Source organism: Acinetobacter puyangensis (assembly GCF_900096995.1).
Lineage (GTDB): Bacteria > Pseudomonadota > Gammaproteobacteria > Pseudomonadales > Moraxellaceae > Acinetobacter > Acinetobacter puyangensis.
Genome location: NZ_OANT01000003.1, coordinates 209,282 through 231,563, shown reverse-complemented (window position 1 = coordinate 231,563; position 22,282 = coordinate 209,282). Strand labels below are relative to the sequence as shown.

Genomic DNA, 22,282 nt, shown 5'->3' with positions numbered 1-22,282 from the left:
GAATTCACTTTTGGCATAAAACTGCTAAATTTTTTGGTGATATGTACCAGAAAGGCGAAAAACAGCCGGCATGTTACTGTCGGCTGTGATGGTAAAATAGGTGCATGCCAACTTATTGAAATACCTAAGATAAATTGGATATTTCGTATAAGCCGTATTATGTTAATTGTATAAATACTTAAAAATAAAGGAATTAGAAATCATCTTTTTAGTAGTTTTAATCCTTGTTATTTTATGGTGCGAAAAATGGATGGTTCATTGTTTTCCCAACAATAAATTAAAACAATATTTTCGTTGATTTTGAATAAGACGTATTATGTTTATTTTAGGAAAATCACATGAATTTTTCATTATCTATAGCTGAAAGCTTACTTTATTCCACTGTAAAAATTACAGCCTTGTCTCAGGGAAATATAATTGGCACAGGAACTGGATTTTTTACATGTTTTAATAAAACCCAAGATTCTCTTATACCTGTTCTCATCACAAATAAACACGTTGTTTCTGGAGCAGACCAAATACATATTAAATGTCATATAGCAGACCAAACTGTTTATAAACCATCTGGAAGCTTAATAGATGTTAATATCCTTTTACATGACACACTTCTCAATCATCCTAATCAAAATATAGATTTGTGCGCTATATCTATTGGTTCAATACTACAGCAAGCCATACATCAAAGTACTCCAATTTTCTATGCTCCTATCACAATGGACATCATACCCGAAGATGGTGATTGGCAATATTTTGATGCCATAGAAGAAATAACAATGGTAGGTTGTCCAAATGGTTTGTCAGATACTGTAAATAATTTACCTATTATAAGACAGGGCATTACGGCAACTAGTCCCAATAAACCATATAATGGTAATCAAGAATTCATGATAGACATGGCGTGTTTCCCAGGATCTTCTGGTTCACCAGTTTTTCTATACAATAGAGATGGGTACTTAGATAGAAAAACTCAAAGTATTGTGATGGGACAATCAAGATTAAAATTATTGGGTATTTTATATGCGGGTCCTCAGTTCACAAGTTCTGGTCAGATCATTTTAAGTAAAGGTCTTCAATTTAAGATTGATTCAATGATGCATTTAGGCATTGTAATCAAATCTAGTGAACTCAAAGTTTTGGAATCATATGCAATAGAGACGTGGAAGATCTAATTATATTAAATTATTAGCATACTTCTTAAATCATATTTAACATAATGGTGCTTATGGTTATGCGAAATTAATTAAATATTTTCATTTAAAATCAAATATTTAAATAAATATAAAAACCTAATAAACAGCAAAGAGCCGATATAGAAATATATCGGCTCTTTTTTATACAGCTCTGATATATTTCGCCAATAAATTGGTTTCTTTTTAGTCAAATTTAACTTTTCATCTGTATTATCAATTCATACAGTGCCTAAATTATCCCCAATTTCTGCGGACAAGACTTGGGATAAAATGCCTAATCAGAATGTATAATTTACCACTTTAAACAATCCTGTTTTTCAGCACACATCACTATTAGTGGGATCTGATAATGAAAATATAATCCCACTCAAAATCAACTATAGTTAATTCGACAATATTCAAGCCAATTAAATATTGATTGAAATAGGTTCTGAACAATATTTGTTATAGCAGCCTGCTCATTAACAGGGATCTGTTTTTCTCTAATTGGTCTTAAATCACCAACATTAGAAGGGGAATAATATGAAATTATATATGGACTCAATTGATGAGCCAATTCTAGAATTGGCAGCATAAGTCCATTTAACCTTTCATCTCGGAATGGATAAGAAGTAGGTCTATTTGGTTCTAATAAAAAGTTTTCCATATCAATGATATCACCAATGTTAAAAGGTAATAAAATTAAAGGAAAATTTAAGCTGTAAATTAAAGCCTGTAAATTATAATTTGAGTGAATTAAATCAACTAAAGATTTATCAGGTCTAACAGCATTATTCAACCTAATTCTAACAGAGTTTTCAAAGTTATTTTTGATAGTTCTAATATATTCTATTGTATACAGGGCTGTGTTTTGATCAACACTAATATGATCATTAGCACAGAGTAAAATTAGGTTTTGATATGAATTATCACCTGATAAGCCATCAATAGCTCTAGGCGCACTTTCATGTTCTGAATAAGCAATATTATGTGCCATTTGACCTATATGAACATATCCATCTTCATTGATTTTTGGTTCAAATAGTACTTTTTCACATATATTACATCTAGCTGCTGATAAGCCATAAAGCAACTTAATGTCTCTAGGTAAAACTTGTCTAGACATTGCATCATACAATAGTAATTTAAATATTAATAACATAAAAATAAGTAAAATGAAACATTATCAACCAGAGCTAGTTCGTATTCAGGATATAGTGATGTGTGCTGAACTAGCAAGAGACTTTCATTTGAGAAATTTTAGGCAACTAGCCTATCATTGTTCTATACCCAAACGATCATTTGATAAAAGGCAAAAATTACCTATCAATAGATTGATTTTTAATAACTAATGAGAGGTTTATCATAAAATTTATCAAACCTAAGATTTAACATAAAATCTCTTATGCGAAATAAAAATCCATAACATAATGAATAAATTATATAAAAAAGAGTATAGCTCTAAAATATTTTATAACACTTTCTACAAAAATAAAACGCTCATCTGCCGATAAGCATTTTATTTAAAAACAAGACTAGCCGTTCTCTTTACTACCACCACCAATCTGCCATGCATAAATTGGCTCTGTACCATTCACCTCCCAGTCGCCAATACTTTTCTCTTTATAAATAAGTGGATTATGAGAAGATACAGTACGTGCATTGCGCCAGAAGCGATCCAATGCTTTGTCACGACTTGCTGCCGAAGCACCAAGTACATTAAACAATTTACTGGTCAAATCTAAGACCAGATCAGCAATCACGACTTGCCCTTGTGCAGATTCGATTTCTGCCAAAATATTGATGTGCTTTTCAGCCTCTTCATCTTGGGAAAAATGTGCATGAAAAGCCCGTTGTGAAGCCTGTGCTGCCTGAATGGTAATGGCTTCTGCTGCATAGGCTTGTGCCGATGCTTTACCAATCACTTGCAGCACTTGTACATCCTGATCGACCCGATCACCATTACCATGACTAAAGACACGGGTACGTTGTCGTACTTGCTGGGTAAACTCTGCCACAGCGGCTTGGGCAATGCCTGTTAATGTTGATAGATGGAATAGTTGATAAAAGGCAGTTTGATATTTAAAACGTGAATCAAAAGGAATCACTTCTTCTACCTCAGCATTGACTAAAACCGCTGTGCCGCTGCCTGTGGTGCGTTGACCAAAACCATCCCAATCATCGTCTATGGTCACGCCTTGTTGTTGCGTTCGAGTCGCAGCAATCACAGACTCACCTGTTTCCTCAATCTGGGCAAACAGGTCAAACCAGTCGGCAAAGATACTACCAGTGGTGTAATATTTTTTACCATTTACAATCCATTGCTCACCCTGTTTGGTGACCTTGGTAATCACATCACCGATTTTGACATTGCCAATTTCTGTCCATGCATTACCGACAATTTCACCAGCAACAAAGCGTTTAAACCAGTGGCTTTGATCGGCATCTCGCTGTGCATTCAAGCGATCTTCAACAAAAGCGAAATGTCCACGTAGGGCTTGCGTGACATTTGAATCTGCTTTGGAGAGTTCAATTAATAGCTGAAAAAGTTGGGGAATCGAAGCGCCATCACCACCCTGCTCAACAGGGATACGAACCGCACCAAAGCCTGCTTGTTTAAGCCACAGAATCGGTTCAAAAGGTAAAATTCTTTCTTTTTCCCGTTGTAGAGCACCCGCAGTAATTTGATCAAAGATCGGACGGTATTTTTGTGCGAGTGCTTTATAGTCTGTACTATACGCAATCGCTGGAATATCGTGTAAGCTTGTCATTTTATGATCCTCATTCTTTCATTAAACCGCTTCTTCAAGCTGTGCTTTTTGTTGTGCTTCAAGTTCACGTATCAAAGGTAAGACTTTTTCACCAAAGTATTCGACTTCTTCAATAAAATGTAAAAAGGCTGCCAGTACCAGATCCACACCCACGGCTTTTAATGCCACAATTCTTTCGGCAACTTGTTGTGGTGTTCCGATCAGATTGGTTTTAAAGCCATCGTTATATTGCACAAGATCATCAAAGGTTGATTTTGCCCAGTTCCCTTCACCTTCCGGACTTGCCGCACCTGCTTCACGGGTGGCATCACCAAAGGCATTGACCGCTTCCGGATTGGCTTTGGCAATAATTTCCTGTAACACAGCCTGTGCTTGTTCCTCGGTATCACGGGCGATAATGAACGCATTTACGCCAATCTTGACATGATGGTTATTGGCTTTGGCTTTTTCCCGAATATCATCGACTTGGGCCTTGATTCCTTCAACACTATTGCCATTGGTAAAATACCAATCGGAAACACGAGCAGCCATATCACGTGCCGCACGGGAACTACCGCCCTGAAAAATTTCTGGATGTTGTTGTAATGGTTTTGGTTTTAATGTGTAGTCTTTAAATTGATAATATTTACCATCAAATGAAAAATTATCCTGTGTCCAAATGCCCTTTAAGCTCCGAATAAATTCCTCAGAACGGACATAACGTTCATCATGCTCTGGCCATTCCTCACCAATCGCATCAAACTCACCTTTAAACCAGCCACTGACAATATTGACTGCAATCCGGCCATTGGTCAGTTGATCAATAGTCGCCAATTGCTTTGCTGCCAATGCAGGCTTCCATGGTCCAGGTAAAATCGCAGCAATCACTTTTATTTTATCTGTTGCAGCCAAAATGGCATGACTGAAAGACACCGATTCATGCTGATATTCCGCACCATACCCTGCGGTAAAACGAATTTGCGATAGTGCATAATCAAAACCATTACGCTCGGCTGCCTGTGCCAAACGACGGTTATAATCAATACCCCAGTCGGTGCGTTGTTCAATATTACTGACCACCAAACCACCACTTACATTCGGCACCCAATAAGCAAAACGGATCTCTGTTGGTGAACTCTCTTTATGTACTGTTGTCATATTAAAACTCCTGAAATTGTATAATGTTAAAAAAATTGATTTTTGTTGGCTGATTAATGGATCACTATTTTAACTGGCTGATACTTCCAGCTTCTGAATTTGTGGATTGATAGAACCCAACAATGTGGTTGGCAATTGTGTGGTCAGTAATTGATGTAATTTCAATGGTGATGAGGCCTTGTCAAGCTGTGCCTCAGCAGAAACATTGACCTGACTGGCAAATAAAAACTGGGGAATTGCCCGTGTGACCGCCAACTGGATACGTTCAAGCAATACAGGATTTGTTACGTGGTAGTTTGCAAAATCCTGATCGGTAGCAAACACCCCAATCGGTAAAGTATGGGCTTGAAAAAAGCTAAATAACGGACGGAACTGATGTTCCAACACCAGTGCATGACGCTCGCTGCCGCCCGTTGCTGCCAACAGAACAGGTTTATCCACCAATGCAAATTGATCAATAAAATCAAATAAATGTTTAAATAATCCTGTATATGACGCACGATAAACCGGACTGGCCACAATTAAGGCATCTGCACTTTCAATATGATCGAGTGCCTGTTGGATTTCTGGCGCAAGCAAATCACGTCGTGCCGCACCATGTAGTAAATGACCAATCTGACTTAATTTGACATACTCAATATCAAGATTAATTTGCTGTTGTAACTGTGCCACGATCGCATCAATTAAGGCTTCGGTTTTGGAAGGTGAACTTGTTGCGCCAGAAACGGCAACCAAACGTAAAGGGCGAATTGAAGATACTGAACTCATAATATATAACCTAATTTTTCAATATAAATGACAGAGCAATGTGCTGATATATGTTTATATACGCCAAAATCGTGCCAAATTATTTTTCATTGTTTTTCAATTATTTAAAATTTAATCAATGTACTTTGTCGGGCTAATCTACACTGATGTGTTGATGAACTGTTGCTGGAACAACAGTCGAGTTTTGATTTTCTCTGCTGTGAAATGGTCTATTTCACCTTGCATGGAATAAGTAAAAGCACTAATGCACTGTGTATAGATCGTCCTATATGAAATACCAACTCATTAAGAAAGGCTATAATCAATATCAATAAAATAAAGTGTATGTCCAACAAGACATACAGCTTTTAATACATTTAAAATTTCATTGATGTTTATTCTAAAAAAAATGATTAAGTTTAGAGATTTTAATTACACCATATCAGATTTATATTCTGATAAAATAAGAAGTTTTAATTATTTATTCTTATTTTAAAATTAAATTTTTCAGGGAAATATTCTATATGTATTTACAATGCATTAATATTGATAATAGATGGCATTTCATCACCAATGATACCAAATTTTAATAATCGATTTCTGACCACATTACGACTGACGCCCAGTAACTTTGCTGTCTGCATTTGATTACGATGACAATATTCATAGGCCACTCGAATCGTAGTTTCTTCAATTAATCGGTCTATCGTTTCATGTGACAATGCTGAACCCGACTCGAAGATTTTTAATAATGCATGTTGTAACATTTGTTTGGGTAAAAGATCTTCAGTATTTTCAAGTGAGAATTCTGTTGATCGAATATTATCAAAACTACTTTCTATAGTACGATAAGCCGGGCGGCTTGCTTGCCGTGCAAGTGTCGCAAAACAAAAATCTGTCGGTTGTATTTCATTATTCTTGCAGACAAGTAATGCATGATGAATAGCATTTTCCAGTTCACGAATATTACCCGGGTAAGGGTAACCTAATAATTTTCTTTCTGCTTCCGGACTAAATTTTGGACGAATATAACCTAATCTACGGCTATATTCGGTGACAAAATGATTCGCCAACGGCAAGATATCATCTGGGCGATCAGCCAAAGGTAAGATTTTTAATCTCACCACATTTAAGCGATAAAATAAATCTTCCCGAAATTTACCTGCTTGTACTGCTTCATCTAATTGTACATTGGTTGCCGCAATAACACGGACATTTAATTTAATCGGTTTTAATGAACCAACACGATAAATCTCTCGTTCCTGTAACACGCGTAATAACTTGACCTGTAAGCTTAAAGATAAATCACCGATTTCATCTAAAAATAAAGTGCCATTATTGGCGGCTTCAAACCAACCCATTTTATGATATAAAGCGCCGGTAAAGGCCCCTTTTTCGTGCCCGAATAACTCACTTTCAGCCAATGACTCAGTAAAAGCACCACAGTTGACTGCAACAAAGGGACCATCTTTCCTGTGACTTAACATATGGACATGTCTAGCCACCAATTCTTTACCTGTGCCTGTATCACCAATAATTAAAACACTTGCTTCACTCGAAGCAATTTGTTCAATTCTTGCCAATAGTGCACGGGATCTTTTATCTTCATACACCATTGCTGTGGCACGTTCAGATTTAATCAGTCGACGTGAGTCGGGATGAATTAAAATAGACATAACTTTATACCTGATCTTAAATCTTAATTAGTGATAATGCATTAATTTTATGTGAGATAAAAATCATTAATCCGTATTAGTTATCCATGATTACAGCAAATGGTTTTCATTCAAAAAATTAATGTGCCTTTTTAATGGTATCTGCAACATTATAATCATTACGATAAACCTGACTGGCTTGCACCTGCCCTGCTTTTAGCTGTCCATCATTGACCAACCAATCAATCCAAATCTGAAAGTCTTCATCTTTGAGCTTGCCACCATCAGCAACGCCCCAGCCATACCAATATTGTAACGCTTCAGTATTTTCTGGCCGCTGGCGTTTTAGCACTATTTGTTCAAAACGGGCAATTACCTCTTCACGGCTATGCGCATTTGCCCAATCCAAGGCTCGACCAATACCGGTCACCACTTGCTGGGCAGTATGCGGATTTTTCTCCAGATAACGCTTGGACATGGCATAGCCACCCAATGTTTTATTACCAAACATTTCCCAGTCACGATAAAGTATCCGTACACCACCTCGATCTATGGCAGGTCCTGTTAATGCTGCAACATCGACATGCCCTTGGCGCAATGCCTGTTCACCACTGCCAGGTGGAACAACCACCATGGTTACCTGATTAATTTCACTTGCAGTTAGCCCACCTCGTTTCAGCCATTCTTTTAACATGACTTCGGCTTGCGCCCCTAAAATATTGACCGCAACTTTTTTACCAATTAAATCACGTTGCTGTTTAATCGGACTGCCTTCCAGCACATAATAGCCCTTGTTATCGTCAGGTGGTGAACCATAAGCTGCCACCACCGCAACCACTGGCGCATTACTGGCGACAATATTTACAATTGATCCCACAAATGAAGTGCTACTAATATCCACATCACCTGTTAAAGCTGCTTGTAATCCTTGTGGTCCGCCTGTCGCAATGCCAACATAATTCAATTTCACAGGTGCTAAATATCCAAGATCCTCAGCAAGTTCCAAGGGTGTAACTGTACCTGGCGAACCTAAATAATTAAAACTTAATGTCTCCAAAGGCTTACCGACAACATTTAATTCACCTGTTGCACTGCCTATTTCTGTGTTTTTAGTGCAGCCATTCAATAACAATAGCACACCACCAAAGAATAAATAGAGCAGTATGTGAAATGGTTTTTTATATATGCTCAAATGCATTAACATCACCCTGCTGTCCTATTCCATGCGGTAAAATGTTTTTCTACAGCCAATAAAAGATAGTTAAATGCAAAACCAAATGCAGTAATACTGATAATCCCCACAAACATTTCTGGTATCTGAAAGTTATATTGTGAATAAATAATCAAATAACCTAATCCAGCTTTTGCACCGATCATTTCAGCTGCCACTAATACCAAAATACAAGAAGTTCCCGCCAGTCGGATACCGACAAAGATCGTTGGCACCGCCGCAGGTAAAATCACTTTACGGAATAATTTCGCATCACTTAGCCCCAAGGTACGGGCAGATTTAATCAATAATGGATCAACATTACGTACCGCAGAAATGGTATTTAATAAAATCGGCCAAACGCAGGCAAAAATAATCAATGCGATTTTCGATGATTCGCCAATTCCCAAAAACAGCATAAATACGGGCAATACTGCCAAGGCACTGGTATTACGCAATAACTCCAGTAAAGGATTTAAATAATCAGAAAATCCCCGATACCAGCCAATCGCAAAACCTAAGGGAATGGCTGTCGCTAAAGCGATAATAAAGCCACTAAGTGATCGCAGCAGACTGGCCTGTAAATGCACAAAGAATTGTCCATTGACAATCAAATGATAGCCTGCTGCCAATACTTTGCTAAAGGGCGGTAAGAATGCTTCATCGACTACCCCTAGCCGTGGTAATAATTCCCATAAAATAAAGAATAAGATAATTGCTATACTGCGTCTAAAACCATTGTACAACCACGTCCAATCATAGCTTCTGGCTTTATGTACGGCAGATTGAAGCACATCAGATCGAATTGCCTGTTCAGTCGATATTATGTCTTGTTTTGAACTTGTCATGATCATAACTCCTGAATAAATTTATCTTGTTAAAATTAAGAAGCACTCAACTGACTATAATTTTCTAGCTCTTGTGCTTTTATGACTTCTTCTCGTAATAAACTCCAGATCCGATGACGAAGCTGACCAAATTCCAGCGTGGAACGGACATCTTCCTGATTACTACGTAAGGCCTCTGGAACATCAATAATGGTTTCAATCCGACCAGGTTTAGAGGTCATCACTGCAATACGCTGGCCTAAATAAATGGCTTCATCAATGCTATGCGTGATAAAAACCACAGTTTTTCCTGTTTGTTGCCAAATCCTTAATAATTCACCTTGCAGCGTTTCTCGTGTTTGCGCATCAAGTGCGGCAAATGGTTCATCCATTAACAACACATCTGGGTTATAGGCTAAACTTCTGGCAATCGCCACACGCTGTTTCATCCCCCCTGACAGTTCGCTTGGATAATGATCTTTAAAGTCAGTTAATCCCACCAATTGCAGAAAATATTGTGCAGTTTTCTGACGTTCTTCTTTAGCAATGCCTTTCGCCTCCAAACCAAACTCAATATTTTGTAAGGCAGTCAACCAAGGAAATAAAGCATATTGCTGAAACACAATGCCGCGGTCCAAACCCGGCCCAGTAATCGTTCTACCATCGATTTTGATTTCACCGCCAGTGGGCGTGTTGAGGCCTGCCAATAAATCCAGTAAAGTTGATTTTCCACAACCACTTGGTCCAACAATCACCAGAAACTCTCCAGCCTTTACCTCTAAGGAGATATTTTCCACTGCAACAAAATCTGGAACGATTGCGCCTTTTACTTTTTTTGCAGGAAAGGTTTTATAGACTTGATGAATACTTAAATTACTGCTCATTTTTGACTCCTTCCTTTGCTGTCAATGCAGCATGCTGGCTGTCATTCACAAAAGGATTAAATTGATTGCTAAAAATATCTTCTGGGGTAATTTCATTGGCTTTTAATTCACCCTGTGTAACCATAAAATCAATCCATGGCTGATACTGGCTTGACGTAATGGAAGCATTGGTTTCAACCACACCATAACTTTTCCAGTATTGAACCAATGCATCATTTTCATTGCGTTTACGCTTGGCAATAATGCTACGCATACGCTGCTGTACTACTTCTCGGGGCTGCTCTCGACTCCATTGCAAAGCTTGAGCAACGCCTTTGACAAATTGCTGGACAACTGTTGGATGTTGCTGGGTAAAACGACGGGTAAAGACATAATTTGCTGAAGTAAACTCACCATATAGATCAATATCCGCAAATAACTGGCGTAATCCTCCACGTTCCAATGCCTTGTCACGCACAATATCATTCATGGCTGCCACCTGAATTTGCCCTTGTCGTAAGGCTTGCTCTGTGGCAACAGGCGGCAAGGCAATCAACTGTACTTGTTTGGCTTCATCACGCTTTAAACCATTCTGTTGTAACCATTCACGCAAGATAAATTCAACGTGTGCGCCCAGCGTATTCCCCGCAACTTTTTTGCCAATCAAATCCTGTGCAGTCCTGATCGGACTGTCTGCCAATACGCAATAACACCAATAGGTTTCTTTATCACTGCCATTCGATCCCACTACGGCAACAATACTGTTTGGACTATTTCTTGTCGCAAGTGCCAATTTGACAATGGCACCATTAAATGCACTGGAATAATCGACATCACCACTGATCATGGCTTGCATATTTTCAGGACCACCCTGAATGCTACCTTTGTAATCCAGCCTAATATTGCCTAAAAAACCCAAGTCTTCGGCCAACTCGGGTAAGCTGACTCGGCCTGGATAATCCTGATAACGCAGGATAAAAGATTGATCTTTATTGTCTAATCCATCGGTATCCGTTGCTGCCTTGCGGTCACAGCCGGTTAAGAGGAATATACAGCTGATAAGACTGAGGAATAATAGATTTAGACGTGGTTTAAAATAATTATAAAACTGATAAATATTCATGGCTTAACCTCTACATGTTCGGTAGATTGGCTATAAGCTGCTGTTTCTGTCGCCCCTGATGCTTGTACCTGCTGCGGTGCGAAAGAATTAAATTCGTTGCTAAAAATATCTTCTGGGGTGATGTCATTGGCTTTTAATTCACCATTTTTCACCATAAAATCAATCCATGGCTGAAATTGCTGCGCTGTCACATAACCGCCTGTTTCAATCACACCATAACTATTCCAGTATTGAATCAATTGATCATTTTCATTGCGGCCGCGTTTGCGAATAATTTGGGTTAATCGTTCACGCACCACTTCAGGTGGGTTATTTCTACTCCACTCCAATGCACGCCCAACCCCTGACACAAACTGCTTCACCACCTCAGGATGCTGCTGGGTAAATTGACGGGTAAATACATAGGTCCCCGCAGTAAATTCACCATATAAATCAGTATCGGCAAATAATTTACGAACCCCACCACGGGCAAAGGCTTTATCCCTTAAAATTGTTGACATGGAGGCTGCATGAATCTGACCTTGACGTAAAGCCTGCTCAGTACTCACTGGCGGTAATACCACCAGTTGCACTTGCTTGATTTCATTCTGAGTTAAGCCTTGCTGAGCCAACCATTCTCTTATAATAAATTCGAAATGGGCACCCAAAGTATTTCCAGCAATCTTTTTACCGATTAAATCCCGTGCTGATCGGATCGGACTATCTTCTAATACGCAATAACATGTCCATGTATGTTGATCACTGCCATATGATCCGACTACTGCAACAATACTGTTGGGACTATTACGTGTCGCATGCGCCAGCTTCACAATCGCACCATTAAATGCACTGGCATAGTCAACATCTTTACTCATCAGGGCTTGCATATTTTCAGGCCCTCCTTGGGTACTGCCAACATAATTCAGCTTTAGCTCACCTAAATAGCCAAGATCTTCAGCAAGCTCAGGCAAACCCACCGCACCCGGCGTGCCCTGATAACGTAATTCAGTGATTTTTCCTTTTGTGGATTCATTTGACTGCTGACAACCCACAAGAAAGGTACTCAATCCGAGCAGCAATACAGCGATCCATACATGAGGAGCAACTTTTCGGATGTGCATTGTTTTCCCCCTCAATGGTTGCGCCAATGTAGCCAGCGACGCTCTAACTGATTGGCAAGACTATTTAATAAAATACCAATCAGACCAATCACGATCAGGCCAAATACAATCAAAGCCACATCCATGGCAGCACGTCCCTGAATCACCAGATTGCCTAAACCAGTGCCATAACTTGCCAATAAGAACTCCGAACCGATGGTCGCAAGCCACGCAAAGATCAAGCCCAACTGTAGCCCAACGAAAATCTGAGGTGCCGCAGCGGGTAAAATTAATTGACGGAGTAACTGCCAACGACTAAAAGCGTAGACCTGTGCGACTTCATATTGCTTAGAGGAAATACCTCGCACGCCATCAATGGTATGCAGTGCAACCGGATAAAATACAGATAAACTGATAAATAAAATCTTGGCACCATTACCATGGTCCAAAAAGGTGGTAATCAACGGTAACCATGCAAATAAAGACACTTGACGCAATACATTAAAACTCGGAGAAAACAAATAGTTGGCTATTTTGGATGAACCGACCAAAATACCAAAAGCAATACCAAAGAAACTGCCAATGGCAAACCCGCTTAAATCACGTCCTAAACTTGCTGCAATGCTTTGCCAGAATTCTAATTGGAAAATATGCTGCCAAGCCGTATGTAATACGGCAATAGGTGCTGGAATCAACTTGGGATTAACCCAGTTTTGCCAAGAGGCAACACTCCATAGCAGGATAAACAATAACGGAATCACCCAACCACGCCAATTGATGTGTTGCCAATTCAGTGTTTGAATTCGATGAATAAATGCCATGAATGACCTCCTAGAATGCGTGGTTTTGCCAATGGTTAAACCGTTTTTCAATCAGTTGTAAAATGCCATCCAGCAAATAACCAATCACCCCAATCACAATAATCGACATATAGATAATATCGGGTTGCGACAACTGACGTCCCCATACAATCAGATAACCAATCCCTTCACTACTTGCCAACAACTCAACAAACACCAATGCCAGCCATGCCTGCATGATGCCTTGTCGCAATCCACTGACAATATTGGGCAAGCCTGCCGGGATAATCACTTTTAGCAAAGTTTGCCACTGACTAAACTCATAAACTTTTGAGACTTCAATGAATTTTTCAGAAACATTGCTAACACTTTTATACGTTGCCACCATTACTGGCACGACCACAGCAAGTGAAATCGCGACAATTTTTAAACTTTCACCAATACCAAGAAAAATGAGTAACAGCGGAATCCAGCCAATCACTGGAAATTGTGCAATCAAATTAAAGGTTGGATATAAATAAGCATAAGCTTTACGTGATAAACCAATGACAAATCCAAGCAATAAGCCAATGCCGCCCCCCAGTAATACACTCCAGCCAATTCGTTTTAGGCTAATGACTAAGTTTTCAGTTAACTCGCCCGTTTCTATAAGCTCCCAAAACGTTTGCCACACCAAGACAGGACTTGGCAAAATCTGTTCGGGTAACCATTGTTTTTGATAAACATACTGCCAAAATCCCAGCAGTAAGATAGGTACAATCAATCCGAGGATTACACTCAAACCCGAACGTCCCAACCATAACAAGCCACGCTTCACCGAGGCCAATATGCGAGGGGAATGCAGATTATCCTGTTCGGTGATGTGACTCATTTTTTGCTCATTCACAATACTCATCTCATTGCCCATCCACATTCGTTAAAATATCAATCTCTGTATCATGTGTTTGTTGAAGGCCACTTTGTCTAAATGGATCTTTAATCTGTAATAAGATAATTAAAGCCAAAAACAAAATTGCCACGGGGAAAAATAGTGTTTGTAATCCCCATATGTGTCCAAATAACCCACCTAAAATACTGCCCAATAAACTTCCGACAGGTCCAGAAAATGATGACAAGGCTGAAACGTTGGCCATACCCACCCGTTGGCCAATATGAGCAAATGCTGATAAATTTGCGACATTGACAATACCCAAACCCAGACCCAAAATCGGTGCGCCCAACCACAACCAATATGCAGTAAAAGGTACGCCTAAACACAACAAGCCTAGCCCGACAATTGCAAAACCAAGTTGATAAAAGTGTTTTTCACCGATACGTGCCAATAACAGGCCGACACCAAATAATGCCACCATGTAAACCAGTCCATATAACGTCACCAAACTCGCTGCTGCTGCGGGATGAAAGCCATAGCTTTGAATCGCAATCACCACAATAAAAAAGGTGAAATAACTCATGGCTGCATTACTGGCAAACTCAATCAATGCGGCATAGCGCAAGGCCAATTCCTTTTTCAAAAGTGAAAGCGGCTCAATCAAGGCATTCCAACTGATACGAGGAGACGTTTTGCGATCTACTTTATAATCACGAAACATAAAAGGCGCGATAAAAACAGGCACAATAAACAGCGTTGCCAAGGCCCAAAATGCACCAACAAAACCCAGACTATGGACTAACCACACTGCCAACATGGGCCCCAGTAACATAAAGCCGATCATATGCGCACCACGAAACCAGCCAGCTTTGGCAGCACCAATCTGGTAGAGCTGACTCATAAAGACTGTATTCAATGACACAAAACGTAATGGCATACAAAAACTCACTAAAGTACTGCACACAATCAAAAACCATGTTTGCTGTAGCATCGGGGTGAAGGCATACCACAGCCCGGACAATAAACTACCTGTACTAAACAGTATTAATGGACCGAAACGATTAATTAAGGCGCCTGTCGGTAGTCCCATAAATAAAATGCCAATGGTCTGGGCAGCTGCCACCAACCCCATCTCAAATTCTGATGCATTTAACTCAATAGCAAACAATGAGGTTGCAACTTTCGCTGTACCTATTCCAAGACCAGCAGTTGAAGCAACTAAGATAAAACTCAGCATAAAACGAGCATTATCAGAAATTTTTGGCATCATCAGCCTCGACATAAATCATCTTCCAGCGACAAAACAGCGGTATAACTTCCATTTACAAAATTTGATAAAAATCTTCCCTGATTATTTTTAATCCTGCATTACCACGCTTTGGTCGGTTTTGTTTGAGTCCCTGTCCCTGCAATTTGCTTGGCATTGGCATCAAATTGCGGCCAATAATTTTCCAGACCCAACTTCTGTAAAGAAACTTTCAAATACTTGGGTTCAACCCAGTTATCGACATCAACATCGCGACGAATCAAACGATAACTTTTTGATTGCTGAACAGATTTCTTGGTAGCTGCATAGAAATATTGGTCTAGTAAAGGATTCAGTTTTTCTTTTAGATTCACGCCATCCCATTCACGTTTATAATCTAAATAAGGAATACCCGATTGCGCCCATAACCGATATTGAGTATCACGATTTGCTTCCAAGGTGCTCCAATACGCTTGCTTCACAAAAGTATCGACCACCCGTTGCACGATATGCGGATATTTTTTCTCAAACACTTCGCTGACCCAGAATACGTTTGGACCATAAGTCGTACGGTCATTACGGCCATCATAAATACGTTTGGCAACACCACGTGCTTCTAAAGACCAAGGCGTGGTAATGGTACCGTCAATATCTCCGGTTGCTAATGACGTCCGTACAGAGAATGTATCCTGACTAATAACACGGAAATCTTTTTCACTTAAGCCATGTTTTTCCAATAGACGGCCTAAAGCCAACTGACCATTGGTGCCTTTAAAAATAGAAATTGTCTTCCCTTTCAAATCCCGAATATTTTTTGCTGTTGAGTCAGCCGGCACAACAAAATAAGCACTGGTAAAGCGACCTGGTGAAAAGATTACTTTATGTTTTAAACCGGTAGAACGCCCGACAATGGCGGGTAAATCACCATGCGAGGCAAAATCTATTTTTCCGTTGGCAAATGCCTCATTCTGTTGTGGGCCAGCACCCGGGAAAAAAGACCAAGTCACCTTAATCCCATCTTTTTTAAATTCTTGTTCCAATATCCCACGCAAATGTGCTGTCGCATTAAAACTTCCACCTGTTTTTGGTCGTCCGCCTTCACCGGCTCCGGGTACCCCAAAACGGATTACTGTGGGATTCTCTGCTGCAAAAACAGTAGAAAATGGAATAAATGAGGCAACAACAGTTGCGGCAAGTAGAAGACGTTGTATAAATTGTTTCATAAAGATCTCTCTTGATTAAAAATTAAAATTGAACGCAGCACTTTAGAATCCATACTGGAATTGTGCTTGTACCTGATTGTTGTCTTTCACATCAGGACTGGCATAATTCCAGCGACTTAGACCCAATTGAAACTTGGTAGTTTGTGCGAAGAAGAAATTCAGACCCAAAGAGTGAATATCCACCTCTCCTGTTTCTTTTGCAGTGGCGGTATTCGGATCAAAGGTGTCAAAGCGATAATAGGCTTGAATAGATTTTGGCCAGAAGTCGTCAAACTTGGCAGCTGCTTTTATACTGTTATAAAATTGATCACCCACGGTATAAAACAGGGTTGCCGTTTGACCGTCAGATTTTATTTCTTGCGTACCGGTGGTGCCTGAAATTAATGCATCCCGCGTGCCTTTATAATATTCATAGGTCACACCAAATGGCGCATGGTTATAATAAACATCCAGACCTAAAACATCATTTTTACCTTTATCAGTGATTAAACCGACTGATGTACCACCTGAAATATTATTGGTACCCTTTTTATAGGATGCCCCGAATTTTAATTCACGAAAAATACTGGCATAGTCGACGGGTAAGGTGAATGCCAAACGACCGACATAATCTTTGCTGTTATTATCATCTGTTCTATTCCAGCCATTCCCATTTGTCACGCCCAAGGCATATTCCAATAATGGCGCGCGATAATTGGCAGCGTAATCGGTATAAGGTTTAATATCCCCTCTTAATACTAGGCCGATTTGACGTGTCCCCAAACCCAGCTGCCCGACGGCACGAGCCTGAGTTATCGTTGGTCTTAAATCTTCGGGTGACTGTGCTTCCTGACCAAATGGAATTTGCTGTTGACCGAAAGTTAATGTTAGCTTGGGATCTTCTAGTCCACCATTGGTCGGTGCAAAACTATATTGCAACCATGCATCCTGTAGATTGACATCACTGGTATTACTGCCTGTACGTTTGGCATAAGCAAATGACAATTGATAGGTTAGATTTTTACCTTCCTTATAATCACGATACAGATTACCTCGTACCCCAAATTGCGCTAAAGGCACTTCAAAATTTAGCTTGCGTGTTTCATAGTCATTACTATTTCCTGCGGAGGTAGGCACACTGTCGTTTTGTGCCCTTAACTGGACTGTACCAAATAAGGTTGTATCACGCGTCGTTTTTGCAGTACTACGTTCACGCAAGCGATCCTGATCATACTTATAACTTTCTAATGCAGCCTGAACCCCTTCAACATCAGCTTTGGTTGCAATGACTCGACTATTATCCTCTTCAACAACCTCCCCTTCTTCCCGAACCGTTACCTGTTGGACACTCTCCTCAGATAAACTACCTTGCTGCAAATTTTTAACCTGTTGTTGCAAGGCATCAATTTGAGCTTGTAGTTTTAACAATATTTCTTCGTTGGCAGCAAATACCACATTGCTACTTGATAATAAAGTCACACCCAGTGCAATAGATATTGCAAGATTATTTTGCTTCACAATAGCTCCAAGAATAATTAGTAAAAAAATTTATGTAAAATGAATTAATCCCACTCAATTTTCACAACACAATCTGTTTATTTTTATCAAAGATAAAAAACCATAAATTCTCAAAAAAAACATTAAGAGCACTTATACAAAATTGTGATATCAAACAAATTAAGCCAAGAACTGAAGTTTAAAATTAATTCAATTGACTTATTATTAATCAAGAAACATACCAACTTTATTCCATTGATTTTATTAAATTTATTTTTATTATATATGCTCACAAAACAACATGGTGCTTAATATTACGCATCGTGCCCAATATTACGCACAAGTTAAAAAATTAAATCAAATCTACAAGATTAAATAATACCACCAAAATAGCATCTTTTATTAAAATAAAATATATCATATCAACTAAAAATTATTAGAAATTTATAATTAAAACTCATATAAATCTTCAGTGTTTTTATAAAAAATTATTCAAGTTCACAAATTTTTTCTAATTGAGCCATATCCAAAATATAAATCTGACTATAATTCCATTCCAATATATTTTGTTCCAAAAAAAATTGTAGATTTTTATGTAATGTTTGTCTTGATACACCAAATAATTCTGCAAATTCTTGTTGTGTAATACGAATACCAATCAAACAGGTATTATGCTGACAATCACCATATTGTATGGCTAAACGATTTAAATGATAGGCGATCCGTTGTATCAGATTTGCAGTATGCACATAGCGGGATTGTTCAAATAAAGTATACATCCGTTGGCTAAGCAATTGTAAAACATGCCACATTGCATCGGGTTGTTGTTTTAATTGTTGTAAAAATACTGCTCCGGGAATGATCGAAATTTCAACTTGGCCAATGGCAAAATAATCATAATTCAGTGGTTTTTTCTGTAAAAAAGCAACCAGATTAAAAACACTCTGATTCACAAGATAATTATTCAGTTTTAACTGACCATCGGTTTGCAACCAGCCCACCTGTAATGTGCCATTTAATAGAATATACACATCTTCGATGATTTGTCCGTGATCCAGAATCAGCTGATCAGATAAAAAACGCCGAAATGAAGCATGCTTGAGTATTAGTTGTCTTGACTCATGACTAAATCCCGTAAAAACAGCATCCTCATTTAATATATTTTTCAGCCACTCTCTGGAATTAAACTGATCCTTTGCCATTAAAACCACATTTAACCTAATAAAAAAGACTTAATACACATTTGATATTAAGTCTTGTACTTAGAAATATAAACTATTATTTTTCGCTATCTTTATTCATGATTTCAGTTCCAGCTTGACTTAAATTTTATAATCGCTAATCTGCTTGTGCTTAAGAAACCTTTTTATAGATGCGTCCTTCATCTCGGCGTAAATCAGAAATATCCTGATTCACAATATTTTTAATAATTTGACTTGATCGACCATCAACACCTACCGGAATATCACCTTCTAAGGTTACCCGTGTTGCAATTCTTAGCGCGTCGCCATAGTCATCAATTGCGCGGTGCTGCGTCGCACGATTATCCCAGATCGCCACATCACCTACTGCCCAGCGCCAGCGTACAATATTTTCCCAACGTACGATATGGTTTTGAAATAAAGTAAATAATAAACGTGAGTCTTCATTATTTAGACCCGTAAAACTTTTAAAGAAATGTCCGAGGACCAGTGTTTTTTCACCCGTTTCAGGATGTACACGGACCAATGGATGCTCTGTTTCAATCTCAACAGCTGTAGTAAATAATTTACGCCCTTCCTTCTCTTCTACGGAAGTTACTCGACTGGCATAATCGTAAACATTGGTGTGGATGGCACGTAAACTTTCGGCCAAAGTTTTCAATTCCGGCGTTAAATCCTCATAGGCTGCGGTGGTATTTGCCCAAACCGTATCTCCACCCACTTCAGGTGCAACGACATTTCTTAAAATCGTATATTTCGGATAATTCGCTAAAAATGTAATATCGGTATGCCATGAAGATGCACGGCCACCACGTGAATCAATCGCTAAAGTATGTTTGGTTTCATCTTTGATTGGCACACTGGGATGATTCAATGGTGTACCTAATAATCCAGCAAAAGCCTCTTGTTCGAGATCCGTTAAATGCTGTTGTTCCCGGAAAAATATCACTTTATAGTGTAATAAAGCTTGGTTAATCTCCGTCACCACTTGATCCTCTAACTGACCGCTTAGCTTGATACCGGAGATTTCAGCACCTATACGTCCGGTAATCGGTTTGACCTGAATATGTTGATATGCATATTCTGATTGAGATGGATTGGCTAATTGAATTTGGCTCATTTTAATTTCCTTTAATTATATTGATTTAAAACATTGACTCAAAACAATGTTTGAACTCAACTGACAAATTCAGTTTATAAGGTTTAAATAATCCACTTTGTCAATTATTTAACATTACTCAGAACAATAAATTATAAACTTTAATATTTTTCTTATAATACGATTCTTTATTATAAAAAAGCGAAGTAATCATGTTACTTCGCCAGACTAAATTAAAAAAATACTACATTATCTACATTCAAAATAATATATTGAGTTAATTAAATTTATTTATCTTTTTTTTCGGAAAAAATATTTAATCCCTGTTGATTAAATGTCGCGGCTAACCTTTCACGACCATGCAACGCATTCAATCTTTGCCAAACCTTGTCACGCCAGCGATCTTGTGCTTGACCCGCCTGTATCTGAAACTGGTTGAGTATTGCCTCATAATGGCCTAAAGCTGTTTCATCCAGATCGTTGTCTGTCTGATAAACTTCATGATGTAAAATAACCCGTTGAGGTAAACGAGGTTTTATACTTTTTTGGAGATGGTCTTGTGGATATCCTACAGCCAAACCAAATACTGGAATAACCCCTTTAGGCAATTTTAATAAATTGATAATTTCTTCTAAATTATTACGAATTGCACCAACATAAACTGAACCCAACCCCAGTGAATGTGCGGCAATAGTTAAATTTTGTGCTGCCAATGCCGCATCAATTGTACCAATTAATAAGCTATCTACCGATTCCAAGCCGAGAGCTTGCTCCACTGCACCATCTGGCTGAGCCAATTCAATCACTTCAGTCGGGCGATGGAGGTCAATGGTCCAAATTAAAAATAAAGGTGCCTCACGAATAAATGCCTGATTGGCCGCAAGTTGCGATAATTGCGCCTTATGGGTTGGATCTTGGACTGCAATCACACTCCATGCTTGTAAATTGGAAGAAGTCGATGCAGATTGTGCTGCTGCAATCAATACGGATAGAACTTCTGCGCTTACGGTACGATCACTAAAATGTCGTAAAGACGCATGTGATAGCAAAGTCGTCAATACTGCATTATCAAAATCAGATAAATCTGCATGTTGAAAAACATCAGGTAATGATTGTGAATTACCATAACGTTGTTGGAGTAAAGGTTGAAGTGTTGTCATAGTGAGTTCCTTTAATGGTTAAATAATTACGTTTATGTCGTCATCTCGCCAGAACCTTAAAATAGGATTCATGACATCTTTTACAAAATCAGCCTGCTGCCACGTAAATATTTGGACGAACAATCTCCATAAAATTTTGTGGATGCTTTAATGATGAAAAACCATATTTTGTATATAAATCATGGGCATCTCGGGTCGCTAATAATATTCTTCTTAAATTCATCGTCTCGGCTTCTTTCATTAAATGATGAATCAAGATGCTACCAATGCCGTGTCGTTGATATTTTTCTATAATAAAAACATCTGCTAAATAGGCAAATGTCGCATAATCTGTAATTAAACGCGCAAAGCCTATCTGTTCTTCTTCCAGAAATGCAGCAATACAAAACGAATTTTCAATGGCCTGTTGAACGACAATCTGCGGAATATTTTTGCTCCAATAGCTATTTTTTAAAAAACGATGAATCACATTTAAGTCAAATGTCTGTTTATCTGTAGAATATTTTATCTTATTAAAATCGACCATTTTTCACCCTAAATCAGTTATACAAGGTTCAAGTAATCATTGCTTTATCAACTATTCAACTTTCATGCCACAAAAAATAATTATATTTTTCAAATAAA

20 protein-coding genes are annotated in these 22,282 nt (G+C 38.6%); 1 reads left to right on the top strand and 19 read right to left on the bottom strand.

Going from position 1 to position 22,282, the window contains the following annotated elements; genetic code table 11:
* Positions 1-338 precede the first annotated feature (338 nt).
* A complete protein-coding gene (locus CRO21_RS07590) occupies positions 339-1,169 on the top strand; it encodes a S1 family peptidase (RefSeq protein WP_097078723.1) in 831 nt (276 codons plus the stop codon).
* A 394-nt stretch (positions 1,170-1,563) separates the two neighbouring features.
* Here CRO21_RS07590 and CRO21_RS07585 read toward each other — a convergent pair whose 3' ends face one another.
* From CRO21_RS07585 to CRO21_RS07495, 19 genes are all read right to left on the bottom strand, one after another.
* Complete coding sequence (locus CRO21_RS07585) at positions 1,564-2,295, bottom strand: hypothetical protein (protein WP_097078884.1); 732 nt, start codon at positions 2,293-2,295, stop codon at positions 1,564-1,566.
* Positions 2,296-2,704: 409 nt separating this feature from the next.
* Positions 2,705-3,940, bottom strand: a complete 1,236-nt coding sequence (locus CRO21_RS07580) for an acyl-CoA dehydrogenase family protein (protein WP_097078722.1) — start codon at positions 3,938-3,940, stop codon at positions 2,705-2,707.
* Positions 3,941-3,961: 21 nt separating this feature from the next.
* On the bottom strand, positions 3,962-5,077 hold the full coding sequence (sfnG, locus tag CRO21_RS07575; protein ID WP_097078721.1) for a dimethylsulfone monooxygenase SfnG: 1,116 nt from the start codon (positions 5,075-5,077) through the stop codon (positions 3,962-3,964).
* 69 nt (positions 5,078-5,146) lie between these two features.
* Positions 5,147-5,845 carry an FMN reductase gene (gene msuE / locus CRO21_RS07570; RefSeq protein ID WP_097078720.1) on the bottom strand — a complete coding sequence of 233 codons (699 nt, stop codon included), beginning with the start codon at positions 5,843-5,845 and terminating at the stop codon, positions 5,147-5,149.
* A 509-nt stretch (positions 5,846-6,354) separates the two neighbouring features.
* Positions 6,355-7,500: a sigma-54 interaction domain-containing protein gene (locus CRO21_RS07565; RefSeq protein ID WP_097078719.1), complete on the bottom strand. Its 1,146-nt coding sequence runs from the start codon at positions 7,498-7,500 to the stop codon at positions 6,355-6,357.
* Between the two features lie 118 nt (positions 7,501-7,618).
* Entirely contained in the window at positions 7,619-8,677 is a 1,059-nt protein-coding gene (locus tag CRO21_RS07560; protein ID WP_097078883.1) for an ABC transporter substrate-binding protein, read from the bottom strand.
* Positions 8,678-8,682: 5 nt separating this feature from the next.
* On the bottom strand, positions 8,683-9,537 hold the full coding sequence (locus CRO21_RS07555; RefSeq protein ID WP_097078718.1) for an ABC transporter permease: 855 nt from the start codon (positions 9,535-9,537) through the stop codon (positions 8,683-8,685).
* 35 nt (positions 9,538-9,572) lie between these two features.
* Complete coding sequence (locus CRO21_RS07550; protein WP_097078717.1) at positions 9,573-10,400, bottom strand: ABC transporter ATP-binding protein; 828 nt, start codon at positions 10,398-10,400, stop codon at positions 9,573-9,575.
* Positions 10,390-11,502: an ABC transporter substrate-binding protein gene (locus CRO21_RS07545; RefSeq protein ID WP_097078716.1), complete on the bottom strand. Its 1,113-nt coding sequence runs from the start codon at positions 11,500-11,502 to the stop codon at positions 10,390-10,392. The genes CRO21_RS07550 and CRO21_RS07545 overlap by 11 nt, the downstream gene beginning before the upstream one ends.
* Positions 11,499-12,602 carry an ABC transporter substrate-binding protein gene (locus CRO21_RS07540; protein WP_097078715.1) on the bottom strand — a complete coding sequence of 368 codons (1,104 nt, stop codon included), beginning with the start codon at positions 12,600-12,602 and terminating at the stop codon, positions 11,499-11,501. Before CRO21_RS07540 ends, CRO21_RS07545 begins: the two co-directional genes overlap by 4 nt.
* A gap of 11 nt (positions 12,603-12,613) precedes the next feature.
* On the bottom strand, positions 12,614-13,402 hold the full coding sequence (locus CRO21_RS07535) for an ABC transporter permease (RefSeq protein ID WP_097078714.1): 789 nt from the start codon (positions 13,400-13,402) through the stop codon (positions 12,614-12,616).
* Between the two features lie 10 nt (positions 13,403-13,412).
* Complete coding sequence (locus CRO21_RS07530) at positions 13,413-14,276, bottom strand: ABC transporter permease (protein WP_228150386.1); 864 nt, start codon at positions 14,274-14,276, stop codon at positions 13,413-13,415.
* Position 14,277: 1 nt separating this feature from the next.
* On the bottom strand, positions 14,278-15,519 hold the full coding sequence (locus tag CRO21_RS07525; RefSeq protein ID WP_171294003.1) for an MFS transporter: 1,242 nt from the start codon (positions 15,517-15,519) through the stop codon (positions 14,278-14,280).
* Positions 15,520-15,620: 101 nt separating this feature from the next.
* A complete protein-coding gene (locus CRO21_RS07520; protein WP_097078712.1) occupies positions 15,621-16,721 on the bottom strand; it encodes an ABC transporter substrate-binding protein in 1,101 nt (366 codons plus the stop codon).
* A gap of 42 nt (positions 16,722-16,763) precedes the next feature.
* Positions 16,764-18,218, bottom strand: coding sequence for a porin family protein (locus CRO21_RS07515; RefSeq protein ID WP_097078711.1), 1,455 nt, complete (start codon positions 18,216-18,218; stop codon positions 16,764-16,766).
* Positions 18,219-18,685: 467 nt separating this feature from the next.
* Entirely contained in the window at positions 18,686-19,399 is a 714-nt protein-coding gene (locus CRO21_RS07510; RefSeq protein ID WP_097078710.1) for a Crp/Fnr family transcriptional regulator, read from the bottom strand.
* 151 nt (positions 19,400-19,550) lie between these two features.
* Positions 19,551-20,519 carry a TauD/TfdA dioxygenase family protein gene (locus CRO21_RS07505; RefSeq protein WP_097078709.1) on the bottom strand — a complete coding sequence of 323 codons (969 nt, stop codon included), beginning with the start codon at positions 20,517-20,519 and terminating at the stop codon, positions 19,551-19,553.
* Positions 20,520-20,785: 266 nt separating this feature from the next.
* Positions 20,786-21,658, bottom strand: coding sequence for a nitroreductase family protein (locus CRO21_RS07500; protein ID WP_097078708.1), 873 nt, complete (start codon positions 21,656-21,658; stop codon positions 20,786-20,788).
* 88 nt (positions 21,659-21,746) lie between these two features.
* Positions 21,747-22,184 (bottom strand): GNAT family N-acetyltransferase, encoded by a 438-nt coding sequence (locus tag CRO21_RS07495; protein WP_097078707.1) that lies wholly within the window; start codon positions 22,182-22,184, stop codon positions 21,747-21,749.
* Between the last annotated feature and the right edge of the window lie 98 nt (positions 22,185-22,282).